The organism is Streptomyces sp. HB132, assembly GCF_016909575.1.
Classification (GTDB): domain Bacteria; phylum Actinomycetota; class Actinomycetes; order Streptomycetales; family Streptomycetaceae; genus Streptomyces.
Map to the genome: position 1 here is coordinate 185,084 of NZ_JAFBGA010000005.1, position 26,102 is coordinate 211,185.

At 71.5% G+C, this 26,102-nt stretch carries 19 protein-coding genes; 13 read left to right on the forward strand and 6 right to left on the reverse strand.

Features of this window, described 5'->3' with window-relative positions:
- Positions 1–14: 14 nt before the first annotated feature.
- From JOC24_RS14225 to JOC24_RS14235, 3 genes are all read right to left on the reverse strand, one after another.
- On the reverse strand, positions 15–926 hold the full coding sequence (locus JOC24_RS14225; RefSeq protein WP_205020608.1) for a class F sortase: 912 nt from the start codon (positions 924–926) through the stop codon (positions 15–17).
- 93 nt (positions 927–1,019) lie between these two features.
- Positions 1,020–1,520: a sortase gene (locus JOC24_RS14230; protein ID WP_205020609.1), complete on the reverse strand. Its 501-nt coding sequence runs from the start codon at positions 1,518–1,520 to the stop codon at positions 1,020–1,022.
- Positions 1,521–1,940: 420 nt separating this feature from the next.
- A complete protein-coding gene (locus JOC24_RS14235; protein ID WP_205020610.1) occupies positions 1,941–3,497 on the reverse strand; it encodes an acyl-CoA synthetase in 1,557 nt (518 codons plus the stop codon).
- A 299-nt stretch (positions 3,498–3,796) separates the two neighbouring features.
- On the opposite strand from JOC24_RS14235, the gene JOC24_RS14240 reads away from it, so the two are divergent.
- Both JOC24_RS14240 and JOC24_RS14245 read left to right on the forward strand, forming a co-directional pair.
- Positions 3,797–5,671, forward strand: coding sequence for a serine hydrolase domain-containing protein (locus JOC24_RS14240; RefSeq protein WP_205020611.1), 1,875 nt, complete (start codon positions 3,797–3,799; stop codon positions 5,669–5,671).
- Positions 5,672–5,698: 27 nt separating this feature from the next.
- Positions 5,699–6,340 (forward strand): SIMPL domain-containing protein, encoded by a 642-nt coding sequence (locus JOC24_RS14245; RefSeq protein ID WP_239580445.1) that lies wholly within the window; start codon positions 5,699–5,701, stop codon positions 6,338–6,340.
- A gap of 348 nt (positions 6,341–6,688) precedes the next feature.
- On the opposite strand, the gene JOC24_RS14250 is transcribed toward JOC24_RS14245, so the two are convergent.
- Positions 6,689–7,825 (reverse strand): LacI family DNA-binding transcriptional regulator, encoded by a 1,137-nt coding sequence (locus JOC24_RS14250; protein ID WP_239580446.1) that lies wholly within the window; start codon positions 7,823–7,825, stop codon positions 6,689–6,691.
- Between the two features lie 224 nt (positions 7,826–8,049).
- On the opposite strand from JOC24_RS14250, the gene JOC24_RS14255 reads away from it, so the two are divergent.
- Genes JOC24_RS14255 through JOC24_RS14305 form a run of 11 tightly spaced genes read left to right on the forward strand, consistent with a single transcriptional unit; the run spans position 8,050 to position 22,014 of the window.
- Positions 8,050–9,318, forward strand: a complete 1,269-nt coding sequence (locus tag JOC24_RS14255) for an ABC transporter substrate-binding protein (protein ID WP_205020613.1) — start codon at positions 8,050–8,052, stop codon at positions 9,316–9,318.
- A gap of 12 nt (positions 9,319–9,330) precedes the next feature.
- Positions 9,331–10,296, forward strand: a complete 966-nt coding sequence (locus tag JOC24_RS14260) for a carbohydrate ABC transporter permease (protein WP_239580447.1) — start codon at positions 9,331–9,333, stop codon at positions 10,294–10,296.
- Positions 10,283–11,209 (forward strand): carbohydrate ABC transporter permease, encoded by a 927-nt coding sequence (locus tag JOC24_RS14265; protein WP_307792695.1) that lies wholly within the window; start codon positions 10,283–10,285, stop codon positions 11,207–11,209. The genes JOC24_RS14260 and JOC24_RS14265 overlap by 14 nt, the downstream gene beginning before the upstream one ends.
- A 45-nt stretch (positions 11,210–11,254) precedes the next feature.
- Positions 11,255–12,019 carry an SDR family NAD(P)-dependent oxidoreductase gene (locus JOC24_RS14270; protein WP_205020614.1) on the forward strand — a complete coding sequence of 255 codons (765 nt, stop codon included), beginning with the start codon at positions 11,255–11,257 and terminating at the stop codon, positions 12,017–12,019.
- Complete coding sequence (locus tag JOC24_RS14275) at positions 12,007–13,794, forward strand: heparinase II/III domain-containing protein (RefSeq protein WP_205020615.1); 1,788 nt, start codon at positions 12,007–12,009, stop codon at positions 13,792–13,794. Before JOC24_RS14270 ends, JOC24_RS14275 begins: the two co-directional genes overlap by 13 nt.
- A gap of 3 nt (positions 13,795–13,797) precedes the next feature.
- Complete coding sequence (locus tag JOC24_RS14280) at positions 13,798–15,783, forward strand: heparinase II/III domain-containing protein (RefSeq protein ID WP_205020616.1); 1,986 nt, start codon at positions 13,798–13,800, stop codon at positions 15,781–15,783.
- 2 nt (positions 15,784–15,785) lie between these two features.
- The gene (locus JOC24_RS14285) at positions 15,786–16,388 is read left to right on the forward strand and encodes a YesL family protein (RefSeq protein WP_205020617.1); all 603 of its coding nucleotides are present in this window, start codon (positions 15,786–15,788) and stop codon (positions 16,386–16,388) included.
- Positions 16,385–17,464, forward strand: coding sequence for a DUF1565 domain-containing protein (locus JOC24_RS14290; protein WP_205020618.1), 1,080 nt, complete (start codon positions 16,385–16,387; stop codon positions 17,462–17,464). The genes JOC24_RS14285 and JOC24_RS14290 overlap by 4 nt, the downstream gene beginning before the upstream one ends.
- Positions 17,461–18,606 (forward strand): GDSL-type esterase/lipase family protein, encoded by a 1,146-nt coding sequence (locus JOC24_RS14295; protein ID WP_205020619.1) that lies wholly within the window; start codon positions 17,461–17,463, stop codon positions 18,604–18,606. The genes JOC24_RS14290 and JOC24_RS14295 overlap by 4 nt, the downstream gene beginning before the upstream one ends.
- 11 nt (positions 18,607–18,617) lie before the next feature.
- Positions 18,618–21,035: a polysaccharide lyase 8 family protein gene (locus JOC24_RS14300; protein ID WP_205020620.1), complete on the forward strand. Its 2,418-nt coding sequence runs from the start codon at positions 18,618–18,620 to the stop codon at positions 21,033–21,035.
- 4 nt (positions 21,036–21,039) lie between these two features.
- Positions 21,040–22,014, forward strand: a complete 975-nt coding sequence (locus JOC24_RS14305; protein ID WP_275588533.1) for an acetylxylan esterase — start codon at positions 21,040–21,042, stop codon at positions 22,012–22,014.
- A gap of 32 nt (positions 22,015–22,046) precedes the next feature.
- On the opposite strand, the gene JOC24_RS14310 is transcribed toward JOC24_RS14305, so the two are convergent.
- Both JOC24_RS14310 and JOC24_RS14315 read right to left on the reverse strand, forming a co-directional pair.
- Positions 22,047–23,621, reverse strand: a complete 1,575-nt coding sequence (locus JOC24_RS14310; protein ID WP_205020621.1) for a phytoene desaturase family protein — start codon at positions 23,619–23,621, stop codon at positions 22,047–22,049.
- 229 nt (positions 23,622–23,850) lie between these two features.
- Positions 23,851–26,097, reverse strand: coding sequence for a serine/threonine-protein kinase (locus JOC24_RS14315; RefSeq protein ID WP_205020622.1), 2,247 nt, complete (start codon positions 26,095–26,097; stop codon positions 23,851–23,853).
- Positions 26,098–26,102 lie beyond the last annotated feature (5 nt).

A 26,102-nucleotide genomic window follows, 5' to 3' on the forward strand; every position in this document is an offset into this window, starting at 1 on the left:
GCCGGCCGATGTGGTCAGCGCGAGGCGGTCATGGCGGCGTAGACGACGACGTTGTCCGGGTAGCCCGACTTCTTGTCGTAGTCGCCCCCGCAGGTGATGAGCCGCAGTTCGGGCCGGTCGGAAGGGCCGTAGACCTTCTGGTCCGGGAAGTCCTTCTTGGCGTGGACCTCGACGGCGTAGACCGTGAACACGGCCGTGCGCCGGTCGGCGCGGACGATCTCGACGGTGGCACCCTTGCGCACGGATCCCAGTTTGTAGAACACGCCGGGGCCGAGACTGGTGTCCACGTGCCCGGCCGTGACAGCGGTGCCCACGGCGCCCGGCACTGTTCCGCCGGCGTACCAGCCGGTGAGTACCGGGTTGTTGTCGGGAGGAGGCTCGAGCGCCCCGGCCGTGTTCAGGCCGAGCTTCATCATGGGCGCGTCCACCTTGAGGGCCGGGATCCTCAGCCGGAGCGGAGTCGAGGGCGGGAGCGGGCGCACGGCGGGGCGGCGCACGGCGGCGCTGCCGCCGGGTGCCGGACTCGAGGGGGCGGGGCCGGCTTGGGCACGGCCCGACGGGCTTGCCGTAGCGGGACCGGACGGCTGCGCTGCCAGGGGGGCCGGCCGGGAGGGCGGCCGGGGCAGTGGCGTCGGAGCGTCGAACGGACGGCGCAGGTAGGGGGGCACCTCCGGCACGAGGCCGGCTTGGGCCAGGTGAGCGAGAGCCGGTGCCGCTCCGGCGGGGCGGGCGGTGGCCCGTGCCAGAGCCGAAGCGCCCGGCGGCGCGGGGGCGGGAGCGGCGGCTTCGGCGGCCGGCGGCTGTGGCGGACCGTCGTCACGCGTTCCGCTGATCACCAGCGCCGTACCCGCCACCAGGGCCCAGACGAGGTGCTTGACCGCCGGGAACCGCTGGGATGACGTGCTGGTCGTGGGCCCGGTCTCCATCGCAATGCGCCTCTGTCTCGCGGCCGGTAGGGGCGGGCGTCCGCGGGGCCGGACGGTGGTGCGGCGTCCGGTCCCGCGGACGTGAAAGCACGGTCAGGAGCGGGCGGCGGCGGGGCGGCGGCGCAGCCGCACCACTCCCCCGGCGGCCGCTGCCGCGAGCAGAACACTGCCCGCGGCGAGTTGGGTGCCCTGGCCGTCCGACGACCCGAACCCGGCGTCGACCCCGCCCGAGGGGGCGCGGTCGACGATCCGGTACGTGTCCGTGATCTTGATCCGCGGCGGGCACTTCACGGTGACGGTGTCGGTGCCCGGGCGGGTCCCCGCCGGGATGTCGAACACGCCGACGAGTACGCCCTTGCGGTCCCCCTCGAACAGGTGGAAGGCCCCTCCTGCCTCCGACGTCCCCTTGCCGTAGGTCTCCTTGCCGCAGGCTCTGGTGCTGACGGTCACCTGTGAGCCCGGCGAGGCCTTCTCCGGGCTGATGCGAATGGTCTGGTCACCGGAGGGCTCGGCCGCCGCTTCCGCGGCGGGGGCCGCGAGGGCGAGAGAACCTACGGCCAGACAGATACCCGCACCGATGCGTGTGTTGCGCATGTGGATCCTCCAACGGGAGCAGGGTCCGGCCGGACTGCGCGGCACCTCTGCTGTGCTCCGTTCCTGAGGCAACCGACAGTCCGTCACCCGCGCAACACGAGGCACCACCCCGCACATCACCCGCCCAGGCGCGGGTCGGCGCCGGCGGGCATTCGTTTACGCAGGTCACCCGATCCAGGAGGAGAACTGAGGAGAAATCACACCCACGAGTGCGAACGGGCGACGCGGAGTTCGACACACCGTGCGACGGCCGGAGGCCGCAAGCCCCACGTCCGTGACCAGGTCCACCGAGATCGGCGGACTCGGACCGGCGCGTGCTCCGGATACTCTCCGCCGATCGCCTGACATCAGGTCACGACCGGGGATGCGAGCGGTACGGGAGCACGGCCGAGCCGGTGCCCGCGACTAGGAGGGAGGGGCTCAGGGCTCCGTGCGTGACGCGGGCGCCGACGACGGCCGGGAAGTGGCGGTGCCGGATTCGGAGAAGCGGTCCCGCAGCTCCCTCTTGAGGATCTTGCCGCTGGCGTTGCGTGGGAGCTCCGCGACGAACAGGACCCGCTTCGGGGCCTTGAAGTGGGCGAGTTCCGCACGGGCATGTTCGATGAGTTCGGATTCCGAGGCCTCCCCGCAGAGCACCACGACGGCGGTGACGGCCTCGATCCAGCGGTCGTCGGGCAGCCCCACCACGGCCGCCTCCGCCACCGCGGGGTGGGTGTACAGGGCATCCTCCACCTGCCGGGAAGCGACGAGCACGCCTCCCGAGTTGATGACGTCCTTCACACGGTCGACGACCGTGAAGTAACCCTCGGTGTCGCGTACGGCGAGGTCGCCGGAGTGGAACCAGCCGTCACGGAAGGCCTCCGCGGTCTCCTCCGGTTTGTCCCAGTAGCCCAGGCACAGCTGAGGGGAGCGGTACACCACTTCGCCCGCCGTGCCGTCAGGCACCTCCTCGCCGTTCTCGTCGACGACGGCCGCCTCCACGAAGAACACGGGGCGCCCGCAGGAGTCCATCCGTCCTTCGTGCTCGTCGGGGCCGAGGACGGTGGCGAGGGGACCGATCTCGCTCTGGCCGAAGCAGTTGTAGAACGCCAGCTCCGGCAGCCGCTCACGCAGCCGCTCCAGAACGGGAACGGGCATGATCGACGCGCCGTAGTACGCCTTGCGCAGGGCCCCCAGCTCACGGGTGGCGAACTCCGGATGGTTGGCGAGCCCGATCCAGACGGTGGGTGGGGCGAAGAGGCTGTCGGCCCGGCCGGCTTCGACCAGGTCGAGGATCCGGCCGGCGTCCGGAGCGTCGAGGATCGTGTTCTCCGCGCCCACGGCGAGATACGGAAGCAGGAACACGTGCATCTGCGCGGAGTGATAGAGGGGCAGCGAGTGCACCGGTCGGTCCGTGGCCCGCAGGTCGAGAGCGGTGACGGCACTGACGTACTCGTGGACCAGGGCTCCGTGCGTCATCATCGCGCCCTTGGGCCGGGCCGTTGTACCGGAGGTGTAGAGCAGTTGGACGAGGTCGTCGGCACCCGGTCGGCGTTCGGGGGTGAAGGGCCGTGGCGTGCCGAGTTCGCCGAGGAGGGAGTCCGGCGCGTCACGCAGCGGCCGTACGTCGAACCCGGCCGGGACGCGTGGGGCGAGGCCTGGGTCGGTGAGGACGAGCGCGCTGCCTGACTGGCGAAGGATGTACGACAGGTCCTCGCCGGTGAGGTTCTGGTTGACCGGTACATGGATCAGCCCTGCCCGCGCGCAGGCGAGATAGGCGATCAGATACGCGTCGGAGTTGTGCGCGTAGGAGGCCACCCTGTCACCCGGGCGCAGTCCGTGTGCGGTGGTCAGTACAGCGGCCGCCGTACTGACCGCCTCGTCCAGGGCGGCGTAGGTCCAGGACCGCTCCGCGTACCGCACGGCGGTGCGCCCGGGGGTGCGCCGTGCGCTGCGCGCCACGACGCCGTCCACTGTGCTGCTGCGTACACCTGTCATGGCGTGATCCTGGGGGGCCGCTCGCCGGGGGTCAAGGGTCCGGGGACCGGTGTCGGGCCGGTCCGCACCCGTGGCGTGCGGTGGGACGTGCCGTGGCGGACGCGCGCGGGTGGCGGGTGCGGGGCCCCGTGTGCGTCCGCGACAAGCTGACGGTGACTCATTTTCTTTGTTCCGCAGGAGACCTCCATGAGCGGCGCCTGGGAAAGTAGTGTCTGCTTCGGCAGGAAGTTTCAAGACCGTACGGAATTTCGAAAGTTACTTTCGCGCGGACGCGCTCGACGTGAGGGGAAGGGTTCCGGATGACCGGAGACGTGTCGGGACAGGGAATGAGCCGCCGGAGGCTGGGCGGCGGGATACTGGCGCTGGGCGGAGCTCTCACGCTCGCTCCGATCCCCTTCGCGGGGGCCGCGGGAGCGGCGGCGGGCGCCGAGCGGGCCACGGGGCCGCTGGGCGGCGCAGCTCCGGGTGCGGCATCGGGAACCGGGACGGGCATGGGATCAGGGCGGGGAGGACCGACGCTGCGTCGCGGGTCGGCCGCGCGCGCCGGGCTGCTGCCGGACCAGCTCGACCTGCTCGTCACCGACGCCGAGAAGTTCCTCGACGACTCCCCCACGCACCCCTGGTACGCGGGTGCGGTCCTGCTCGCCGGCCGGGGCGGCACCGTTGCTCTGCACCGGCCCATCGGCCGGGCGGTTCGTTACGCGGCGTACGACGAGACGACCGACACCGGGGTGGAGTTCCCACCGGACCAGCAGATCGCGATGGCCGAGGACACGGTCTTCGACCTGGCTTCGGTGTCCAAGCTCTTCACCTCGATCCTCGCCGTGCAGCAGATCGAGCGGGGCACGCTGGAGCTGGAGGCGACGGCCGCCTCCTACCTCCCCGACTTCGCAGGCGGCGGCAAACAGGACATCACGGTCCGTCAACTGCTGACGCACACCTCGGGCTTCCGGGCATGGATCCCGCTCTTCAAGGAACCGACCCGCGAGGGAAAGCTACGCCTGATCTGGGACGAGGTTCCCGCATCGGCTCCCGGCACGAAGTATCTCTACTCCGACCTCAATCTGATCTCGCTGCAGCTGATCCTGGAGAAGATCACCGGCCGCGCCCAGGACGCCCTGCTCCGTGACGAGATCACCGCTCCGCTCGGGATGCACCGCACCCGGTACAACCCGCCGGCATCCTGGAAGCCCAAGATCGCGGCCACCGAGGACGCCCGGCTGCCGTGGTCGGGGCTGGAGCGCGGGCTGGTCTGGGGAGAGGTCCACGACGAGAACGCGTACAGCCTGGGCGGGGTCGCGGGCCACGCCGGCGTCTTCTCGTGCGCCTGGGACCTTGCCGTACTGGCCCGCACCCTGCTCAACGGCGGAGCCTACGGCTCCTCCCGGATCCTGTCCGAGAAGTCCGTCGAGCTGCTGTTCACCGACTTCAACACCGCTTTCCCCGGCGACGAGCACGGCCTGGGATTCGAGTTGTACCAGCACTGGTACATGGGGGCGATGGCCACCCCGCGCACGGCGGGACACACCGGTTTCACGGGTACGAGCCTGGTTCTCGACCCGACGACGGACTCCTTCCTGATCATCCTGGGCAACTCCGTGCACCCGGTGCGCTCGTGGCGTGCGGGCAGCGCCCCACGGGTCGCGGCGGCCAACCGGATGGCCCGTGCGGTGCCCGTTCGCCCGGCACGGGGACGTACCGCCTGGTTCTCCGGCATGGCGAGCGCCTCCACCTCGACACTCACGCTGCCCGCCCTGCGCCCGTCCTCCTCGCACCCTTCGCTGAGCTGCGCGCTCTGGTGGGACACCGAGCCCGCTTCGGACAGCCTCGGCCTGGAGGCCTCGACGGACTCCGGTGCGACCTGGCAGCCCGTGCCCTTCACCTCCGTACCGGCGCGGGCGGACCGGCCCGGGGAGCCCAGCCCGCATCCCGACGGCTCGGTCTCCGGCTGGTCGGGGCGCGTGTGGCACCGGCTGGAGGCCGACCTGCGCGCATGGCGGGGCAAGGAGGTGCGGATCCGCTGGCGATACGTCACCGACCAGTTGTACGTCGGACGTGGAGCCTATGTGGACGACGTCCGGGTGAAGGACGCCGGGCGCACGCTTTTCGACGGCAACAGGCCTGGCGACGCCCGCCGCGTCGAGGCGACGGGCTGGACCGTTTCCTCCGACTGAGCGGCTTCTGCTGGTTGGATGACCGGCATGAACGGAACCCAGTCCATCAGCAGCCCGTGGGGCGTGTCGGTGTTCGGAGCGGCGGGCGTGGACGCCGCTCCGGACCTCGCGCGCCTCCGCGTCGCGATATCGCAGACCAGGAACCGGCCGGGAGACGCGTTCGACGCCGCCCGGAGCGGGGTCAACCGCATCCGGGAGGTCCTGCGCGGACACCAGATACCCGAGTCCGCTGTGTCCACATCGAGGTTGAACCTGTCGTCGCAGTGGGCCTACGGCGACGAGCGCACGTTCCTGGGCTACGAGTGCACGGCCTCCTTCGTGATCGAACTGCGGGAGCTGGACACTCTGGAGGCGGTGCTCGTCGACGTCGTGGACGCCGGGGCCAACGAGGTGACGGGGGTCGAGTTCGACGTGCGCGCGAAGAGCGACCTGCGAGCCCGTGCGCGTACGGCGGCCGTGGCCGCCGCGCGGGAGAAGGCGACCCAGTACGCGGAGGCGGCAGGGGTACAGCTCGGTCCCGTCGTCCACATCAAGGATGTGGACGCCGAACAGTTGCAGAACTATCGCGGTCACAGTGGTCAGCACGGCGGCGGGGAAGGTGATCTGACCCCTGGCAGGGTGACCGTCTCCGCGGGGGTCGTCCTCGGCTTCTCGCTCGTCGGCGGTTGAGGGCGCGCACCACGTCGTGACCGTGGGCGCGGGCCTTCCCGGGGGCGGCCCGCGCCTTCCCCTCCAGGCGGCCACCGGGGGCCTTCACGGCCTCGAGGCCGCACCGAGACTTTCGCACACGGGCATGAACCACTTCCGGCGAGATCGAGCTCCGGATGCGGCTCTTCGTTCCACGGAGCGCACGAACCGCCCCCGGAGAAGCCTGGGCACGGCAGCCGCCCGCTGATCCCGGAGGCCCGGGCCCCACTGATGCCGGAGGTCCGGGAACCCGGCTCGCCGGACCCGGCCCCCCCCTGACGTGCGTGCGCCCGCCCCGCGCCGTCGCCCGCGCGGGGCGGGCCGGCCCCGTCAGCCGGCGGCACGACGAGGGCCGGCACCCGTCACGACGAGGGCCGGAGCCGTGGCTGCGACGGCCGGGGCGGCGTCGCCGGCCGGTGCCGGTTTCGGCGCGGGGGCCGTCGACTCGCGTACCACCAGCCGGGGCCTGATCAGCAGGGAACGCCCGGCCGCGGGAGCGGAGTCGATCCGGGCCCGCAGTTGCTGGAAGGTCTCGGCGGCCATCTCAGGCAGCGGTTGGCGCACCGTGGTGAGCGGCGGCTCGAAGAGGTCGGCGAGCAGGATGTCGTCGAAGCCGACCACCGAGACGTCCCTTCCCGCGCCGCGTCCGGCGTCCTTGACCCCCCGGCAGATGCCGATCGCGCACATGTCGTTGATCGCTACGAAGCCGGTGGGCGGGTCCGGCCGGGTGAGTAGCTCCCTGGCCGCGTTCCGGCCCAGTTCCGCCGCGTTCTTGTCCCCGAACTCCGTGGTGTCCGCGCCGGGCCAGACGACGGCCTCGGCGGGATCGAGCCCGGCGGCCTCCAGCGCCGACCTGAAACCCCGCAGGCGTTCGCGGCGGTTCACGCTGTGGACGGAACCGGAGACGAAGGCGAGCTTGCGGTGGCCGAGTTCGATCAGATGACGGGTGGCGAGCTCTGCCCCCATCGCGTTGTCCACACTGATGCTGGCCAGTGACGACGGGTCCCCCGACTGCGCGGTCCGGTCGAAGGCCACCATCTTGAGCCCTCTGCTCAGCAACGGCGTCATGTGGTCGAGCGAGGGAAGGGAGGAGCAGAGAACCACGCCGCTCACCCCGTCGGCGAGCAGTTCCTCGCCGTACTTGAGCTCGCGGGCTGGATCGCGCTCACTGTTGCAGAGCAGTACGTGGTAGCCCTCGGCCAGCGCGATGGCCTCCAGCTCCCGGGCCAGCGCCCCCCAGAAAGGGTTCGCGACGGACGGCACGATCAGGCCGATGACCTTGATGCGGCCGGTGCGCAGCATGCGGGCCGCCCGGTTGGGCCGGTAGTTGAGCTGCTCGATGGTCTGCTCCACGCGAGCCAGGGTCGCTGCCTGCATACGGTCGGTACGCCCGTTGAGGACGTTGGAGACCGTGCTCGCGGAGACCCCTGCGGCCTCCGCGACCTGATGGATCGTTACCCCGCTCATGCCACCTCCGGTTCGGAACGCACTGCCGAGCCTAGTGTACCGATTTACTGAACTCGCTCTACCGGTACACCCGTTAACTTCTTCGAAAATTGTTGCGCATCAGCTGTTGACGCCACTCTCACGGCGTTCCTAGCATCAGTGCATCGATTTACCAGCACTTCCCAGCCAAACTTGGGACTCCATCGCTGGATCGATCCACCGCTCCACCTCAAAAGGGGTGTCCCATGGAACTCAACAGACGGTCTGTGCTCGCTGCCATCGGCGCGGGTACCGCTGCCGCCGCTCTCTCCGGCTGCGGCGGCGGCTCCACGGCGGCCGGCAAGGCGGACGGCCCCGCCGAGGGCGAGATCACGCTGCTCACCCCCATCTACGAGGGTGCGAACGGCAAGACGCTGCTGGAGGAGAAGATCCTCGGCGGGTTCCGGAAGAAGTATCCGGACGTCAAGGTCAACGTGGACTACACCACGTATGCGCAGCTCAACGAGAAGATCACCACCGGTCTCGCGGGCGGGCTGCTGCCGGACGTGCTGATGATGGGCGTCGGCTGGATCCCTCCGTTCGCCGCGAAGAAGGCGATCGCCGAACTGCCGGAGACGCTCGCCTCCGCGCACGACTACGAGAAGCGCGTCCTGGAACCCTCGCGCTACGAAGGCAAGCTCTACGCCCTGCCCGTCGTCCTCGACACCCGCATCGTCGTGTACCGCAAGGACCACTTCGCGGAGGCCGGGATCAAGAAGACTCCGGCCGACTGGGCGGAGCTGCGTGCCGTCGCGAAGCAGCTGACCAGGGACGGCCGCATCGGCTTCGACCCGTTCTCCATCGAACTGCGCCAGTGCTGGGAGACCTTCCTCTTCGCCAACGGCGGCCAACTGTTCAGCGCGGACGGCAAGAAGGTGCTGTTCACGGACGCGCGCGGCGTCGAGGCGCTGCAGTTCTTCAAGGACCTGGTGAAGGACGGCTCGGCGGACTACGCGAAGAAGACGGACATCGGCACCCCATCGAACGTGCAGACGGGCAAGGCGTCGATGATGATGACGAGCAGTGCCCTGTGGGTCCAGGCCAAAGAGCAGAACCCCGAGCTGATCGAGGACGACAAGCTCGGTGCGTTCGTCCTGGCCAACCGCAGGCCCGCGATGCTCCAGGGCGGGACGCTCGTGACGCAGGCCGCACGCTCCAGGCACCCCGCGGCGGCACGCGCACTCGTGGAGTACCTCGCCACGCCCGAGTCGATCCTCGGCGCTGCCGAGCAGCGTGGTTCGGTGCCCGGTCTGCGCGACCTCGACGACACCGGATACGTCAAGGAGAACCAGTTCGTCGATCTCTCCCTCCAGAACCTCCAGCACGCGGTCTCCGAGGGCGGGACCGCGGCCTGGATGGAGATCCGGGAAAAGATCAAGCCGACGCTGGAGCCCGCGATCGTGGGAGATCAGTCGGCGAAGGACGCCATCGCGGAGCTCGGCCGTCTCGCCGAGGCCGCCATCGGCAGGATGTGAGGACCCGTCACCATGGGAGCGACAACCGTAGTGAAGGCCAGGCCGACACGGCCGCCTTCCCCTCCTGAGACCTCCGTGCCACGGCGGGCCGGCCGGGTCCCCACCGGGCCGGGGCGCCGCCGGCGCCGGGCGGGCATGCTCATGGTGGCGCCCGCGCTGCTGCACGCCTCGCTGTGGATCGGTCTTCCGGTCGTGGTCTCGGTGGCCCTGGCCTTCACGAAGTACGACGTGCTGTCAGCGCCGGAGTTCGTGGGCCTGGCCAATTTCCGGGACATGCTGGACGACGCGGTCTTCCGCAAGTCCATCGTCAACACCCTCCTGTACACCTTCTTCACCGTGCCGTTCGGGATGGCGCTGGGCCTGCTGGTGGCCCTCGCCCTGCACACGGGGCTCAAGGCGCGCGGGATCTTCCGTACCGCCGTGTTCCTGCCCCAGGTCACCGCCACGGTCGCGATCGCACTGGTCTGGCTGTGGATCTACAACCCCGGCAACGGTCTGCTCAACGCGGTGCTGTCGTTCCTCGGGATCGACGGTCCGGCCTGGCTGTCCTCGACGACCTGGGCGCTGCCCTCGGTGATCCTGGTCGGCGTATGGCAGGGCATCGGCATGAAGATGCTCATCTACCTCGCCGCTCTCCAGTCCCTGCCGCGGGAGCTGTACGAGGCGGCTTCGGTCGACGGCGCGTCCAAGGTGCGGCAGTTCTTCTCGATCACACTGCCGCTGCTGAAACCGGCGACCTTCTTCGTGCTCATCACCTCGATGATCAGCGCGTTCCAGTCCTTCGACCAGATCTACATCCTGACCGACGGCGGTCCGGCCAACAGCACCACGATGATGACGTACGAGATCTACAAGTCCGCCTTCCGGGAGTTCCGCGTCGGTTACGCGAGCGCGCAGTCGCTGGTGCTCTTCGTGCTGCTGATGGGCTTCACCCTGGTCAACAAGCGGATCATGGGAGGCAGTCGTGGCCACAACTGAGCTGCTGGAACAGGCTCGCGTACCGAGGCCGCCCACGGCGCCCGCGAAGGGCAGTCCCGTCCCCGTCGGCCGGATCGCCCTCTACGTGGCCCTGTCCGTCGTCTCCCTGCTCATGGTGGTGCCGTTCGTCTGGATGGTGCTCACCTCGCTCAAGACCCCGGTCGAGATCGCGTCGCAGGACGCCGGGCTGCTGCCCGAGCACTGGGAGTTCGGCAACTACGTGGACGCGCTGAAGGCGGCTCCGTTCGCGACGTACGCCCGGAACAGCTTCATCATCGCGATCAGCCACACCGTGCTCAACGTGCTGGTGGCGTCGATGGCGGGGTACGCCCTGGCGCGCATCAGGTTCCGCGGCAGCGAGACGCTGTTCTACCTGTTCGTCGCGGCGCTGATGATCCCGACGTACACCAAGGTGCTGCCGGAGTTCCTGATCGTCCGCTTCATGCCGCTGGCCGGCGGCAACGACATCCTCGGCCAGGGCGGCAGCGGCTGGCTGGACAGCTGGTGGGCGCTCATCATCCCGGGCGCGGTCACCCCGTTCGCGGTCTTCCTCTTCCGGCAGTTCTACCTGGACCTGCCGGTGGAACTCGAGGAGGCGGCCCGGCTCGACGGGCTCGGTGAGTTCCGGATCTATGCCCGGATCATGTCGCCGCAGGTCAAGCCCGCCTTCATCACCGTGGCACTGCTGACCTTCGAGTCGTCGTGGAACAACTTCCTCTGGCCTCTGCTGGTGACCCACACGGACAGCCTGCGGGTGATCCAGGTGGGGCTCTCCGTCTTCAAGACGGAGAACGGCACCCAGTGGCACTTCCTCATGGCGGGCACCACGCTCGCCACCCTGCCGATGGTCGTCCTCTTCCTCATCGGCCAGCGCTACTTCGTGCAGGGCTTCGCAACCGCCGGTCTCAAGTGACCGCCCCCGGCCCGCTGCGGGCCGGTCATCGAAAGGGCTTCACCCATGTCTGCTGATCTCAACGGCTCCCTCGCTCTCGTCACGGGGGCGGGACACGGCATCGGGCGCGCCATCGCCGTCGCCCTGGCCGAGGCCGGCGCCGACGTCGCCGTCCACTACCACTCCTCCGCCGACGAGGCGGCGAGGACCGTCTCCGCGATCGAGGCGCTGGGCCGCAGGGCCAAGGCGTTCAAGGCCGACGCGACGGTGACCGCCGAGGTGGACCTGCTGGTCGAGGAGGCCACCGGGTTCCTCGGCGGGCTGGACGTCCTCGTCTGCAACGCGGGCCATCTCATCGGCCGCGAGAAGATTGCGGAGATGTCCGACGACCACTTCGAGCGGGTCGTCTCGACCAATCTGACGTCGACGTTCCGCACGGTCCGGGCCGCTCTGCCGCACCTGACGCAGTCGTCCGCCGGGCGCGTCATCACGATGTCCTCGCTGGCCGCACACAACGGCGGCGGGCCGGGCTCGGTCGCCTACGCCGCCGCGAAGGCCGGGGTACGGGGCTTCACCAAGGGCCTCGCGAAGGAGCTCGCCGGCACGGGCGTCACGGTGAACACGGTCGCCCCCGGCTTCATCAAGGGCACCGCCTTCCACGACACGTTCACCGCCGTCCCTGCCCAGGAGGCGATGGAGGCCGGCATCCCGGTCGGCCGGGCGGGAACCCCGGAGGACGTCGCCCACGCCGTCGTCCATCTGGCCTCACCCGCCTCGGGGTTCCTCACCGCCACCACGGTGGACATCGACGGTGGCGTATGGCCGCGTTGAGGCGGATCCCCCGGGAGCGGGGCGGCTGGTGGCACGCGTACGTCTGTCCGGCGCACGGCGTGGAGCTCGATCACGGTGACCTGCTCGCCGGTGTGTTTCCCGAGGGCGGCGCGCGGTGCGCGCACGGCTGCCGGGTGGACACCCCGGCGGTGCGCGGCGCGTGGGTGGTCCTGTCGCACCAGGCGTGGGCGCGGCATCTGCGGTTGCTCGCCCATCGGGGCGAACGCGCGGAGACGGTGGCGCGGCTCGTCGAGTACGCCGGCCTGTACGCGTCACTCGCCACGGATCGGCACGGCGAGGCGCAGGGCTGGATGCTGCGCGGCCGGCTCTTCCACCAGGCGCTGACCGACGCCATCTGGGGGGTGAACATCGGGCACGCCGTGATCACGCTGGCCGAGGACGGCACCGGCGACCTGGCAGCGGTCGTGCCGCTGCTGGACGATCTGGAGCGGGCGGCGCTGGAGGCCCGCGGTGTTCTGACCGGGCGGGGGCAGCTGGCGTCCAACTACACCGCCTGGCTGAACGCCGCCGGTGCGTCCGCGGGCCGTGCGGCCTCGGCCGCCCGTGGCCTGGAGTGGACCGGCGCGAAGCAGTGGCTGGAGGGCGAGCACGGGCTGTACGCGCATCTGCGGGTGGCCGTCGCCGAGGACGGCTGGGAGTGGGAGGGCAGCACTTACTACCACGGCTTCGTGCTGCGGGCCGCGTTGCTGGCCCTGCGCTCCACCGATCCGGCGGACGTCCCGTCCGACGTGGCCGGGGTACTGGCCGGGATGACGGACGTACTGGCCGCGGTCGCGACTCCGGGTGGCGTGCTTCCCGCCCTGCACGACGGTCCGTACCTGCGCCGCCCCCTCGCCATGGAGTGGCTCGAACTGGTGGCACTGGCACAGCAGTTGGTTCCTGCTGACGGTCTGGATGCGGTGGCGTCCCGGGCCCGTGACGAGCTCGGTGCGCACGACGACGGGCTGGACCGTGAGCTGGACGGCTGGTTCGCGGGACCGCCGCTCCCCCGGCGCCCCGCGCCGGACGGGATCACCCTCTTCCCGGCGGCCGGCTACGGGGTGGTGCGCGCGGCCGGCATCCACGCGCTGCTGGACTTCGGCCCGCACGGCGGATCGCACGGACACCGCGACAAGCTGTCGCTGTATCTGTACGGCGACACGACCCCGTGGCAGCCGGATCCCGGGCAGGTGCCCTACGCACACACCGAGTTCAGGGACCTGTACGCGTCGACCGAGGCACATCCCGCGTTCCGGGTCGACGGCGCGGAGCAGGCGGAGTGCGCGGGTGCACTCCTGGCCTCGGACGCCCGCTCCCTGACCGCCGAGGTCACCACCGCGTACGAGGGAGTGCGCGCGGTGCGCAGGGTCGTGGCGGGCGACTGCTATCTGGTGGACCTGCTGGGCGTGACGGGCCGGGAGGCGCATCACGTGACCGCCCAGTTGCGTCCGGGGACGGCTCTGGACGTCCAGCAGCAGGCCGACGGTCCCGTACGCACCATCTGGTACGGCGACGAGACCCTGCACGGCTGGCACACGCACACCCCGGGGGCGGGGGTCCGTCCGTTCTCGCGGCCGGGCGCCGGTCCGGCGGACGACCCGCAACGCAACGGCACCTGGGTCGACTTCACGGCTCGGGCCGAGCGGATCACCTTCGCCTCGGTCTACCAGGCGGCGTCCGCCGGCCCAGCGGTCACCGGCGTACGGCTCGACGGCGAGGAGCTGACCGTGGAGCTGTCCGACGGTTCGGCCGCGCGTTTCGGAACGGGGAGCTGAGCCGTGCTGCTCTCCGCCACACCGCCGCGGGGACCCCGCCCCGCGCGGGAACTCCGGCTGCGGGAGGAGGCCGCGCGCCATCGTGGCCTCACCCCGCCCCGTACGCACCCCCTGGCCAGCATCACCTGGCTCGGACCCGCCGCCTCCAACCCCGCGCTGGCGTACCGCACCACCGGCGACCCCGCCCATCTGCAAGAGAGCCGGCGCTGGATCGAGGCCGCGGTCCGGCTGCCGCACTGGGGCCGCGCCCACATGCCGGACCACGATCTGGACGCGGGCTGGCTGCTGCACCATCTCGCCCTCGCCTACCGGTGGATCGGCGACGACCTGCCGGACGGGGTGCGGGCGCTGCTCCGCTACAAGCTGTTGCTGCAGGGCCGCCGGATGTACGAGTTCGCGGTGGCGAGCGAGGGCCGCTGGTGGTCGTCCTCGTACTGGCAGAACCACAACTGGATCTGCTACGCGGGCCTGGCGACGGCCGGCTACGTGCTGGGCAAGGAGGAGTGGACCGAGCGCGCGAAGGACAACCTCGGCACCGTCCTGGACCTGATGCCGCCGGACGGTTCGCACGCCGAAGGCGTCGTCTACTGGCGCTACGGTGTGCCGTTCCTGGCGATCCACCTCGACCTGCTCCAGGAGGCCGAGGGCATCGACTGGTGGGGGCGCGGCGGCTTCCTGCCTTCCACGTTCCGCTACCGGCTCCACCAGACGGCGCCCGGCTTCGCGCTCAACGTCGACCACGGTGACTGCCACGACCGGCGCAGCGGCCACAGCGCCGGTCTGTACTACCGGCTCGCGGCGCAGTACGGGATCGCGGAGGCCCAGTGGATGGGCGATCTCGCCTCGGGCGAACTGCTGTGGCAGGAGGCCTCGGAGAGCGGCGTCCGGCCGGGGATCCTGCCGGAGGCCTATCTGGAGTACCTCTGGTACGACCCGTCCGTGCGGGCGGCCCGGCCGACGGAGACCCATGCGTTCTTCCCGGACCTCGGGCTGCTCGCGGCCCGCACGAGCTGGGACGACGACGCCACGCTGGTGTCGTTCAAGGCGAGCCCGGGCGGCGGTCGCACGGCGTGGGAGACGTCGGAGAAGCACCGGGCGGAATCGGGGTGGGAGACCCTGAACCAGGGGCATCACCACCCGGACTCCGGTTCGTTCGTGCTGGTCTCGCAGGGGGAGTTCCTCGCCGTCGACGAGGGCTACAGCAACCGCAAGCGGGCGGCCCACCACAACCTGCTGCTGGTGGACGGTCAGGGGTACGCGGACGAGGACCGTTACCACGTCTACGAGGACATCCCGTACGAACGGCAGGCCCGCCAGCGCGACGTGCTGGCGGACGCCGAAGGCGGCTGGGCTCATGCCACCGCGGAGATCGCCGCGATGTACGACCCGTCGCTCGGCGTCCGGCGCCTGGACCGGACCCTGGTGTTCACACCGTCCGGGAGGCTCGTCCTGCTCGACGTGGCCGAGGCGGCACAGGAGCGTGCGTGGACGTTCCTGCTCCAGACCGACCGCCCGGCGGAGCTCGGTCCGGACGGCGCCGTGCTGATCAGGTCGGGGAAGGCGACCGCGCTCCTCCAGCGGTTCGAACCCGCCGACGCCGAGGTCGGCTGCGAGGTCACCGAGGTCGAGGCCAATCCGACGTCCAGCACGCCGGAACTGCGGCTGACCCGCACCCTGCACACGCTGCGGGCGACGACCCCGCGGTCCACCGAGGGGCTCTTCCTCAGCGCGCTCACCCCGGGCGGAGAACCGGGCGGTGCGCGAGTCGATTGCGCCGAGGGTCAGGGCGTCACCTTCGCGGACACCGGGGAGACCGTCCTCCTGTCCCCCGTGGACCGGCGCATCCGTACGTCATCGGTGGACGCGGACGCCGCAGCCGTGCTGCTCGGCCCGGACAGCGCGCCGTACGCGGTGGGATGCACGCGACTGGAAGTCGACGGGCGCGTACTCCTCGACGTGTCCGAGCCGTACACAGGAAAGGTCGGCTGATCATGCAGGCAATCCTCCCGTCCGGTGGGACGGCGCTGCTGCGCCGCCTGGAGTTCGTCGCCTTCCCGGCCGCCGCAGGGGCGGCGTGCTCGGTGCTGTCGCTGGGCGTCGTGACCTGGCTGCCCGCGTTGGCCGCCATGGGGCACGCACTTCAGCTCTGGCGCGCGGAGGGGGACAGCCGCGTGTTCGCGAACACCTTCGCCGCCTTCCCCCGCTACTGGCGGGCACTGTGGCGGCACGGGCTGCTCTCCACGGCGGCGGCGGTCGTCCTCACCGCGAACATCGTCCATTTGCTGGGGCGTTCGGAGCCCTGGACCTTCGTCGTACTCGCCGCGCAACTCGGTATCGCGGCCGCGCTCGTCATCCACCACGTCGCTCTGGCGGCCGAGGCGGGCCGGACCCCCGGGGGATCGGTCCGCACATGGTCGACCGGCGCGCTCGCACTCGGCTTCGGGTCCCCGGCCCGGGGCACCGCGCTGCTCGGCGCCGTGGTGTCCGCCGTGCTGATCTCCCTCGTCGTACCGCTGGGGCCGCTGCTGCTGGGCCCCGGTGTCCCCGTACTGCTCGCCCTGTCCTTCGCCGATCCCAGGAGGCACACCTCATGAGCCGTTTACTGCGTACAGCCCTCGCCGCCGCGCTCACCGCCGGCACCCCGCTCCTCCTCGCCACGCCGTCCCCGGCGGCCGAAGCGGCCACCGCGTACTACGTCTCGCCGTCCGGGAGCGACTCCGCCGCCGGTACGTCGACGGGCGCGCCGCTCGCCACGGTCCAGAAGGCACTGGAGCTGGCGCCCACGGGCGCGGTGGTGCGTCTCGCGGCCGGCACCTACCGGCAGGACGTCGTCACCACGCGCCCCGGCGTCACGATCACCGGGCCGTCGAACGCCGTGGTGAAGGGTGCGGGCGACAGCAGGATCATCCAGGTGCGGCACGACTCGACGACGCTGAGCGGCTTCACCGTCGACGGGCTGCACGGCTCGGCCGACGACGTGGCGGGCTACCGCCTCAAGCTCGTCTACGTCATGAGCACGACGCCCGGAAACGGGGTGGGCGCCCTGCGGATCACCGGGATGACGCTGAAGAACGCCGCGGACGAATGCCTGCGGCTGCGCTACCTGGTCACGGGCGCCGAGGTGGACGACAACACCATCACCGACTGCGGGGTGGCCGACTTCAAGTTCGGCGGAGGCGGCAAGAACGGCGAGGGGATCTACCTCGGCACGGCGCCCGAGCAGCAGGGCGCCAACGGCGCCCCGGACGCGGCGGCCGACGTCAGCAGGAACAACCGCATCCACCACAACACCATCGCCACCCGGGGCAACGAGTGCGTGGACGTGAAGGAGAACGCGACGAACAACTACGTCGAGTACAACGACTGCAGCGGGCAGAAGGACCCTGGTTCCGGTGGGCTCGACGCACGCGGCAGCGGCAACATCTTCCGCTACAACACCGTGCACGACAACGTGGGAGCGGGTGTCCGCCTCGGCGGTGACACCGCGACCGACGGCATCGGCACGAGCGTGTACGGCAACACGATCACCGGCAACGCGGCCGGTGGCATCAAGTTCATGCGCACCCCGCAGGGCCCGGTGTGCACCAACACCATGGGCGGCAACACCGGCGGCGACGCGGTGGGCACCTACGCCGACGCGTACGACCCGACCGGAGCGTGCCCGCAGTGACCGTCCGGGGGCCCGCGAGACGCGGGGTACTGACGGCCGCCGCCGCGGGAGTGGCCGCGGTCGCGGCGACGGCTCCCACCGCCCGGGCGGCACAGGCTGAGAAACCGGGCACGGTCTGGGCCACGTCCTGGTCCACGGCACAGACCGCGCCGACCGCTACGGACACGGTGGCGTCCGCCGGGCTGACCGACGGGGTGTTCACCGCGACCGTGCGTCTCTCGGCCGGTGGCCGGGTGCGTCTGAGGTACGGGCACGCCTTCGGGGCCGTACCCGTGCTGATCGGTCCGGTGACCGCCGGCGGGCGGGCGGTGACGTTCGGCGGGCGGCGGCAGACGTGGCTGGCCGCGGGGGCGTCGCTGACCAGCGATCCGGTCGACGGCCTGAGCGTGCCGGACGGGTCGGCGCTGACCGTGGAGACGAGGCTGCCGGGTCCCACCGGTCCGTTGTCCTTCCACCGCAACACGCATGCTTCGCACAGCGTGGACGGGGTGCGCACCACCTCGGTGTTCCTCCTGACGGGCGTCGAGGTGACCGGCGCCCGCGGCCCCGCCGTCGCCGTACTCGGCGACTCGCTCACGGAGGGCGTCGGCACACCCGACGACGCCGATCTGCGCTGGCCGGACCAGCTGGCCCGGTGGCTTCCCGGATCGGCCGTCGCCAACCTCGGCGTGAGCGGCAACCGGCTGTTGCTGGACGACGCCCGGTTCGGGCCCGGCGGCCAGGCGCGGTTCGACCGCGACGTCCTCGCGCTGCCCGGTCTGCGTACCGTGCTGGTCCAGCTCGGCGTCAACGACCTGCAGCAGCCGCCGGCCCAGACGGATGCCTCGCTCGTCCTGGACGGATTCCGCCAACTGGTGCTGCGGGCCCGGAGCGCGAAGCTCAGGATCATCGGCGCGACCATCACGCCGTTCGAGGGATGGATCCGCTGGACGCCGGAGCTCGACGAAGTGCGGCAGCGGGTCAACCGCGCCGTGCGCACCGGCCACCTGTTCGACGAGGTCGCCGATTTCGACAGCGCGCTGCGCGACCCCGACCGGCCGTCGCGCATGCGGCCCGCCCTCGACAGCGGTGACGGTCTGCACCCCAATCCATCCGGTCACGCCGCGCTCGCCGGGGCCGTCGACCGCCGACACCTGCTGTGAGGACACGAACCATGACCCCATCCCCGGGCACCGGCACCACACGCCGCACCGTCCTGACCGGAGCGGCGGCGCTCGGCGCGGCCGTCACCCTGCCCCTCACCGTTACCCCCCAGGCCGCGCACGCCGCCGCCGAGGAGACCGGAGCGCTGCGTGCCCGATGGCACACCCTGCTGACGGGAGGCCCCGGCCTCGACCTCACCGACGAGCGGATCGCGGCGGCCGTCGCCCGGACCGGCCGGGCCGCCACCACCGCTGCCAAGGGTCTCGACCCGTCCCGTGCGGAGGGGCTGTTCGCGGATCTGACCAGCACGACGCTCTCCAACCACGTCACCACGTCGTTCAAGCGCCTCGCGACGATCGCGACCGCGTGGGCGGTCCCCGGTACCCCGCAGCACGGTGACACCTCCTTGCGTGACCTGCTGCTCGCGGGTGTCGACTGGATGCTGACGAACCGTTACGGCTCCGGCCACACCCGCTTCGACAACGACTGGGACTGGGAGATCGGCTCGGCCCTCGCGCTCAACGACGTGTCCGTGCTGCTGTACGACGTACTCGGCGCGGACCGGCTGGAGCGCGTCACGACCGCGGTGCGGCACTACACCCCCGACCCGAATCTGTGGCGCGTCGACCGGCAGATCGCCACCGGCGCCAACCGTGTCTGGGTCTGCACCGTGGTCGCCGTCAACGCCGTACTGCGTGACGACGGCGGTTCCCTGGCCCGGGTGCGTGACGCTCTTTCGGACGTCGAGGGTTCGGGGGCCAACAGCGTCCTGGCCTTCAACGACCGCGCTGACGGTACGGCGGGAACGAGAGAGGGCTTCTACGCGGACGGCTCGTTCCTGCAGCACTACAAGCACCCGTACAACGGCGGCTACGGCAAGGAGCTGCTCAACAGTCTCTCCCGGCTGCTGAACCTGCTGGCAGGCACGGACTGGGCGGTCACCGACCCCGATCTCGACAACGTCCGTGCCTGGGTCCTCGACGGTTTCGACCCGTTGCTGGCACGCGGCGATGTGATGGCGTCGGTGTGCGGGCGGGAGATCGCACGTCCCAGCAAGCAGGGCCACGCGTCGGCCCAGACCGTCGTCGAGGCGGTGCTGCGGCTGATCCCGAGCTTCCCCGGTGAGACGGGCGACGGCTTCACGGCGCTGGTCAAACAGTGGATCGCCGAGGACACCTACCGCGACTTCCTCGCGGTCACCGACCCGGCGTCCCTCGTCGCGGCGCTGCGGATCATCGATTCGCCCGTCCCGGCGCGCGGCCCGCTGGTCGCCCACAAGCAGCACCCCCGGATGGACAAGGCCGCGCACCACCGGCCCTCGTTCGCACTGGGCATATCGGCGTATTCGAGCCGGATCTACAACTACGAGTCGATCCAGAACGAGAATCTGCACGGCTGGCACCTCTCCGACGGCATGGTGCTGCTGTACACGGACGACCTCGGGCACTACAGCGAGGACTACTGGCCCACCGTCGACCCCACCCGGCTGCCGGGCACCACCGTCGTCGCGGGCCGGCCCGGGGACGCCGCGGGTCAGCGCACGGCGAGCACCGCCGACTGGGCGGGCGGCACCGCTCTGCCGGGGACGACCCTCGGCGCCTACGGCATGGAGCTTCGGGCGTACGCAAGCACGCTGCGCGGCCTCAAGAGCTGGTTCTGCCTGGACGACGTGATCGCGTGTACCGGGTCCGGCATCAGCGCGGACGACGGCGCCGTGGAGACGGTCGTGGAGAACCGCAAGCTTCACGATCCGGCCGCCACGCTCCTGGTGAACGGCACCGCCGCACCCGGCGGCACGGACTGGTCGGCGTCCCTCGGCAAGGTCAGGTGGCTGCACCTCGAAGGAACCGGGGGCTACATCTTCCCCGAACCCACCGGCCTGCGCGGTCTGCGCGGTCTGCGTGAGGAACGCACCGCGACCTGGCGGGAGATCAATCTCAAGTACGGCACGGACACACCGGTCACCCGCCCCTACCTGACGCTGTGGCAGGACCACGGGACATCTCCCGCCGGTGCCGGCTACTTCTGGCTCCAGGCCCCGGCTGCCTCCGCGGCGCGGACCCGGCAGTGGTCGGCGGCGCCTCCGGTGCGGCTGGTCTCCCGGTCGACGGCGGTGCACGCGGTACGCCGCACCGCGGACGGGCTGCTCGCGGCGAACTTCTGGGCCGCGGGCACGGCCCAGGAGCTGACCTCCGACGGCCCCGCCTCGGTGCTGCTGCGCCCGGACGGCAGGACGCTCACGGTGGCCCTGTCCGACCCGACACAGCTGCGGTCATCCGTGGTGCTCGATCTCGCCCGGCCCGGCCTCACCGTCGCCGCCGCGGATCCCGGTATCCGCACCACCGCCACCGGCCGGGGCCTGCGGATCACCGCGGACACGGCCGGTCTGCACGGCGCGACCCTCACCCTCACCCTGAAGAGGAGCTAGACCCTTGCTGTTCGACATGCCCCTGGAGCGGCTTCGTGAGTACCGGCCGGAGCCGGAGGAGCCAGCCGACTTCGACGCGTTCTGGGACAAGACCCTCGGCGAGACGGCCCGCCACGACCTGGGTGTCGCGTTCGTCCCGTACGAGGCCGGTTTCACGACTGTGGACGTGTACGACGTCACGTTCAACGGCTGGGGCGGGCAGCCGGTGAAGGCGTGGCTCGTACTCCCCCGCGTCCGCTCGGGTCCGCTGCCGGCCGTGGTGCAGTACATCGGGTACAACGGCGGCCGTGGCATCCCGTACTCCTGGCTGACCTGGAGTGCGCTGGGCTACGCCCACCTGGTGATGGACAACCGGGGCCAGGGCGGCGGCGGGAAGAACACCTCGGACACCGCGGACCTCGGGCCGGACGGCCATGGCTCCTCCTCGCCCGGCTTCCTCACCCGCGGCATCGAGGACCCGAACCGGCACTACTACCGCCGTCTCATCACCGACGCCGTGCGCGCGGTCGACGCCGTGAAGGCCCACGGGGCCGTGGACTCCTCACGGGTCGCGGTGCTGGGCGGCAGCCAGGGAGGCGGCCTCGCGCTCGCCGTCGCCGGGCTGCGCGACGACGTCGCGGCGGCCGTCGCCGACGTCCCGTTCCTCTGCCACTTCCGGCGCGCCTCGCAGATCACGGACTCGGGCCCCTACGCGGAGATCGCCCGCTGGCTGTCCGGTCACCGCTTCCGGACCGAGGAGGCGATGGAGACCCTGTCCTACTTCGACGGGGTCAACTTCGCGGCGCGGGCGACCGCCCCGGCGTGGTTCTCGGTCGGACTGATGGACCGGATATGCCCGTCGTCGACGGTGTTCGCGGCGTACCACGCGTACGCGGGCCCCGCCGAGCTGGAGGTGTTCACGTACAACGGTCACGAGGGCGGCGCGGAGTACGACCTGCCGCGGAAGCTCGGGGCGCTGCGCGGGGTGTTCGGCCGCTGAAGGCCTCGTTGGTGAGGGCGTCCGGGAGGTGGTCACCGGCCCAGCGCCGCCATGGCGGCGTTGTGGCCGGGCACCCCGCTGACCCCGCCGCCGCGCACCGCTCCCGCCCCGCACAGCAGGACGTTGGCGTGGGCGGTCTCGACACCCCAGCGGCCCGTCTCCTCCGTGGCGTAGGGGAAGGAGAGGTCCCGGTGGAAGATGTGGCCGCCGGGCAGCCTCAGGTCGCGCTCCAGGTCCAGGGGGGTTTTCGCCTCGATGCACGGTCTGCCGTCGGCGTCGAGGGCGAGGCAGTCGGCGATCGGTTCCTCGAGATGGGTGTCGAGTTGGGCCAGGGTCGCGTCGAGCAGTGCGGTGCGTGTCGCCTCGTTGTCCGCCGTGAAGAGCCGGGCGGGGGTGTGCAGGCCGAACAGGGTCAGTGTCTGGTAGCCGCGCGCCGCGAGGTCGGGGCCGAGGATCGACGGGTCGGTCAGCGAGTGACAGTAGATCTCCGAGGGCGGGGCACCGGGCAGGCGGCCCTCTGCCGCCTCGCGGTAGGCGTCCGCCAGTTGTCCGTAGCCTTCGGCGATGTGGAAGGTACCGGCGAACGCCCGGCGCGGGTCGACGGAGTGGTCACGCAGCTTCGGCAGCCGGGTGAGCAGCATGTTCACCTTCAGCTGGGAGCCCTCGGCAGGGGCCGGCGGGGCCTCGCCGAGGAGTTCGGCCAGTGCCTGCGGCGACGCGTTGACCAGGACTTCGCGCGCACCGACGACGTGTTCCCCGTCGGGCGAGCGGACTGTCACCTCCGCGCGGGTGCCGTCGGTCTCGATGCGGGTCGCTTCGTGCAGCACGCGGATCTCGGCCCCCGCCGCGCGGGCCGCGCCCGCCAGGGCGTCGGTGAGTGCGCCCATCCCGCCGACCGGGACGTCCCAGTCGCCGGTGGAATTGCCGATCACGTGGTAGAGGAAGCAGCGGTTCTGCGAGAGGGACGGGTCGTGGGCGTCGGCGAACGTACCGATCAGCCCGTCGGTGAGCACGACGCCGCGCACGAGGTCGTCGGTGAAGTTCTCCTCGACGGCGACGCCGATGGGCTCCTCGAACAGCATGCGCCAGGCGTCCGCGTCGCCGACGCGCGCCCGCAGGTCCTCGCGGCCCGGCAGGGGCTCGGTGAGGGTCGGGAACACGCGCTCGGCGACCCGCCCCGTCATCGCGTAGAAGCGCTGCCACGCCTCGTACTCCCGGTTGTCGCCGGTGAGTGCGGCGAAGGACTCCCGCGTGCCGTCACCGCCGACGAGCAGCCCGCCCGGTCGGCCGCCGCGCGTCACCGGGGTGTACGAGGAGACCGTGCGCTTGCGGACGCCGAAGTCGACGCCGAGCTCGCGGACGATCTTCTGCGGGAGGAGCGAGACGAGGTACGAGTAGCGGGAGAGCCGGGCGTCCACGCCCTCGAAGGGCCGGGTCGACACGGCTGCTCCCCCGGTGCTGCCGAGGCGTTCCAGGACCAGCACGGACCGGCCGGCGCGGGCCAGGTAGGCGGCGGCGACCAGGCCGTTGTGGCCGCCTCCGACGATCACCGTGTCGTATGCGGCGTGCGTGGGCGTGCCGGGTGAGGCCGTCTCGTCTGCGGGCATGCCGACTTCCTAACACGGGATGATCACCCCTGGACAGAGGTGGCGGCTCCCGACGGTCAGGCGTGGTCACCGGAACGGGTGGCCCGCCGGCGGCCGCTGCGACAGGGGCTGCTCGGGACCCCGTCCGGGCCCGCCCTTCCCGCGGGATCGCGTCGACGCGGCCGGGGCGCTCACCGTCACGGGGCGGAGATGTGACCTCTACCGCCTGCGGGGCGGCCGGGCCCGAAGGTCAGTGCGGCGGCGTCCCCCGGTCCCGGCGCAGGTCCTCCGTCCGCCGGTGGCGGTCGGCCGCCTCGGTTCCTCGGCCTAGCTGTTCCAGGCAGCGCGCCTCGTCCTCGCGGCTCGCCAGGGTGTCGGGGTGTCCGGCGCCCAGAACCCGTTCACGGATCCCGGCGACCGCACTGTAGTCGGTGAGTGCGTCGGCCCAGCGGCCGAGCCAGCCCAGCCCGACGGCCACCTCCCGTCGGCTGACGAGGGTGTCGGGGTGGTCGGGCCCCAGGGTGCGCTCCCGGATCGCGCATACCTCGCGTGCCTCGGCCAGCGCCTCCTCCCAGCGCGCCGTCCGCCCCAGGTTGACCCCGAGGCCGTGCCTGGCGCGCAGCGTCTCGGGGTCGGCGGGACCACCGGCCCGGGTGCGGTCCTCGACGAGGGCCCGGTAGAGCTCGACGGCCTCGGCACTGCGGCCCAGGCGCCCGAGACTGATCCCCGCCTCGTAGCGCGCGGACAGAGTGTCGGGGTGGTCGGGACCGAGCGCGGTGGCACGGGCCCGTGCCACGTCGCGGTAGGTCCGCAGGGCTTCGTCCCAACGGTCCAGCCGGCCGAGTGTGTACGCCACTTCGTACAGCGTGACCAGGGTGTCCGGGTGGCTCGCGCCGAGCAGCCGGCCACGGGCGTCCGCCACCTCACGGGCCATGCGGTACGAGTCCTCCAGGCGGCCCAGCCTACTGAGGTTGAAAGCGAGGTTGTGGCGGCAGCGCAAGGTTTCGGGGTGGTCAGGGCCCATGGTGCGCTCACGCGAGGCGAGCACCGCGGCGTAGACCTGGTGCGCCTCGAAGTGGCGGCCGAGCCCGCCGAGGACGTACGCCGTCTCCTGCCGGGCAGCGAGTGTCTCCGGGTGGTCGGGGCCGAGGGTCCGTTCGCGGCCCTCGGCGACCCCGCCGAAGACACTCAGCGCGTCCGCGGCGCGTCCGGTGCGGCAGAGGACGGATCCGACCTCGTACCTGCTGGCGAGGGTGTCGGGGTGGTCAGGGCCGAGCACGTGTTCGCGTTCGTCCGCGACCGCGCGGTGCACGTCGCCCGCTTCCTCCCAGTGGCCCCGGCGCCCCAGGTCGATTCCGGCGCTGTGCCGGCCGGCCAGGGTGGCGAGCAGCTCGGGCGACGGAGTGGGGCGGCCGTCCCCCGCGGGCGGGAAGCCGGTGGTGGGAGCGTGACCGGTCCCGGTGGTCCATGCCCCGGTCAGGGCTGAGGCGTGGTCGACGGCGGCCTCACCGGAACCGACGGCACCGGTCGCCCTGTGACCGGAGGTCATGCCGCGCGTCCAGGAGGGCAGTCCGGGCGTGGTGCCCGTCGGGTGCCGCACCGGGACGAGCGGGGCGGGGCGGATCCGGTGGGCCACCGGCTGCTCGCCGGTGCGCCCGAGGACGATGCGCTGCCGCAGGTCACCGGCGTCGGCCGGCCGCGCGCCGGGCGTCTTGGCCAGCAGGTCCAGGACGACCTCGTCGAAGAAGCCCGGGAGTTCGGCGCGGTGGGTGCGCAGTGGTTCGGGAACGGTGTCGCGGTGGCCGACGAGCACGGCCCAGGCGTCGTCCATGTCGAACGGGGGCACGCCCGTGGCGATCTCGTACAGGACGCAGCCCAGCGAGTAGAGGTCGCTGCGGTGGTCGACCTCCGCGCCGCTGATCTGCTCGGGCGACATGTAGTGCGGGGTTCCCATGGCGATGCCGGTACCGGTGAGGCGGGACGTGAAGCCGATGTCGTGGCCGAGCCTGGCTATGCCGAAGTCGCAGATCTTCACCGCGCCGTCGTCGAGCCGCATGATGTTCGCGGGCTTGAGGTCCCGGTGCACGACGCCCTGGCGGTGGGTGTAGCCGAGGGCGTCGGCGACCTGTTCGGCGATGTCGACGACGTCGGCCACCGGCAGCGGGTGCTGTTCGTTGTCCTCGAGGAGCTGGCTGAGGTTGCGTCCCTCCAGCAGCTCCATGACGAGGTAGAGGACACCGTCCGACTCCCCGAAGTCGTGGACGACGGTGACTCCACGGTGCTGGAGCGCCGCCGCCACCCGGGCCTCGCGGCGGAAGCGCTCGCGCAGGATGCGGGTGAATGCCTCGTCGTGCTGCGGCCCGACCGGCTTCAGGCACTTGACGGCCACCTGCCGGCCCAGCGATTCGTCGCGCGCACGCCACACCTCGCCCATGCCTCCGCACCCGATCAGATCGAGCAGCCGGTAGCGGCTCTGGATCAGTCTGGTGTCCGCCATAGCTG

Excerpts from the sequence above, each read along its gene's own strand:
- JOC24_RS14225 (WP_205020608.1), bottom strand. The coding sequence starts at position 926 with ATGGAGACCGGGCCCACGACCAGCACGTCATCCCAGCGGTTCCCGGCG.
- JOC24_RS14230 (WP_205020609.1), bottom strand. The coding sequence starts at position 1,520 with ATGCGCAACACACGCATCGGTGCGGGTATCTGTCTGGCCGTAGGTTCT.
- JOC24_RS14235 (WP_205020610.1), bottom strand. The coding sequence starts at position 3,497 with ATGACAGGTGTACGCAGCAGCACAGTGGACGGCGTCGTGGCGCGCAGC.
- JOC24_RS14240 (WP_205020611.1), top strand. The coding sequence starts at position 3,797 with ATGACCGGAGACGTGTCGGGACAGGGAATGAGCCGCCGGAGGCTGGGC.
- JOC24_RS14245 (WP_239580445.1), top strand. The coding sequence starts at position 5,699 with ATGAACGGAACCCAGTCCATCAGCAGCCCGTGGGGCGTGTCGGTGTTC.
- JOC24_RS14250 (WP_239580446.1), bottom strand. The coding sequence starts at position 7,825 with ATGAGCGGGGTAACGATCCATCAGGTCGCGGAGGCCGCAGGGGTCTCC.
- JOC24_RS14255 (WP_205020613.1), top strand. The coding sequence starts at position 8,050 with ATGGAACTCAACAGACGGTCTGTGCTCGCTGCCATCGGCGCGGGTACC.
- JOC24_RS14260 (WP_239580447.1), top strand. The coding sequence starts at position 9,331 with ATGGGAGCGACAACCGTAGTGAAGGCCAGGCCGACACGGCCGCCTTCC.
- JOC24_RS14270 (WP_205020614.1), top strand. The coding sequence starts at position 11,255 with ATGTCTGCTGATCTCAACGGCTCCCTCGCTCTCGTCACGGGGGCGGGA.
- JOC24_RS14275 (WP_205020615.1), top strand. The coding sequence starts at position 12,007 with ATGGCCGCGTTGAGGCGGATCCCCCGGGAGCGGGGCGGCTGGTGGCAC.
- JOC24_RS14285 (WP_205020617.1), top strand. The coding sequence starts at position 15,786 with ATGCAGGCAATCCTCCCGTCCGGTGGGACGGCGCTGCTGCGCCGCCTG.
- JOC24_RS14290 (WP_205020618.1), top strand. The coding sequence starts at position 16,385 with ATGAGCCGTTTACTGCGTACAGCCCTCGCCGCCGCGCTCACCGCCGGC.
- JOC24_RS14300 (WP_205020620.1), top strand. The coding sequence starts at position 18,618 with ATGACCCCATCCCCGGGCACCGGCACCACACGCCGCACCGTCCTGACC.
- JOC24_RS14310 (WP_205020621.1), bottom strand. The coding sequence starts at position 23,621 with ATGCCCGCAGACGAGACGGCCTCACCCGGCACGCCCACGCACGCCGCA.
- JOC24_RS14315 (WP_205020622.1), bottom strand. The coding sequence starts at position 26,097 with ATGGCGGACACCAGACTGATCCAGAGCCGCTACCGGCTGCTCGATCTG.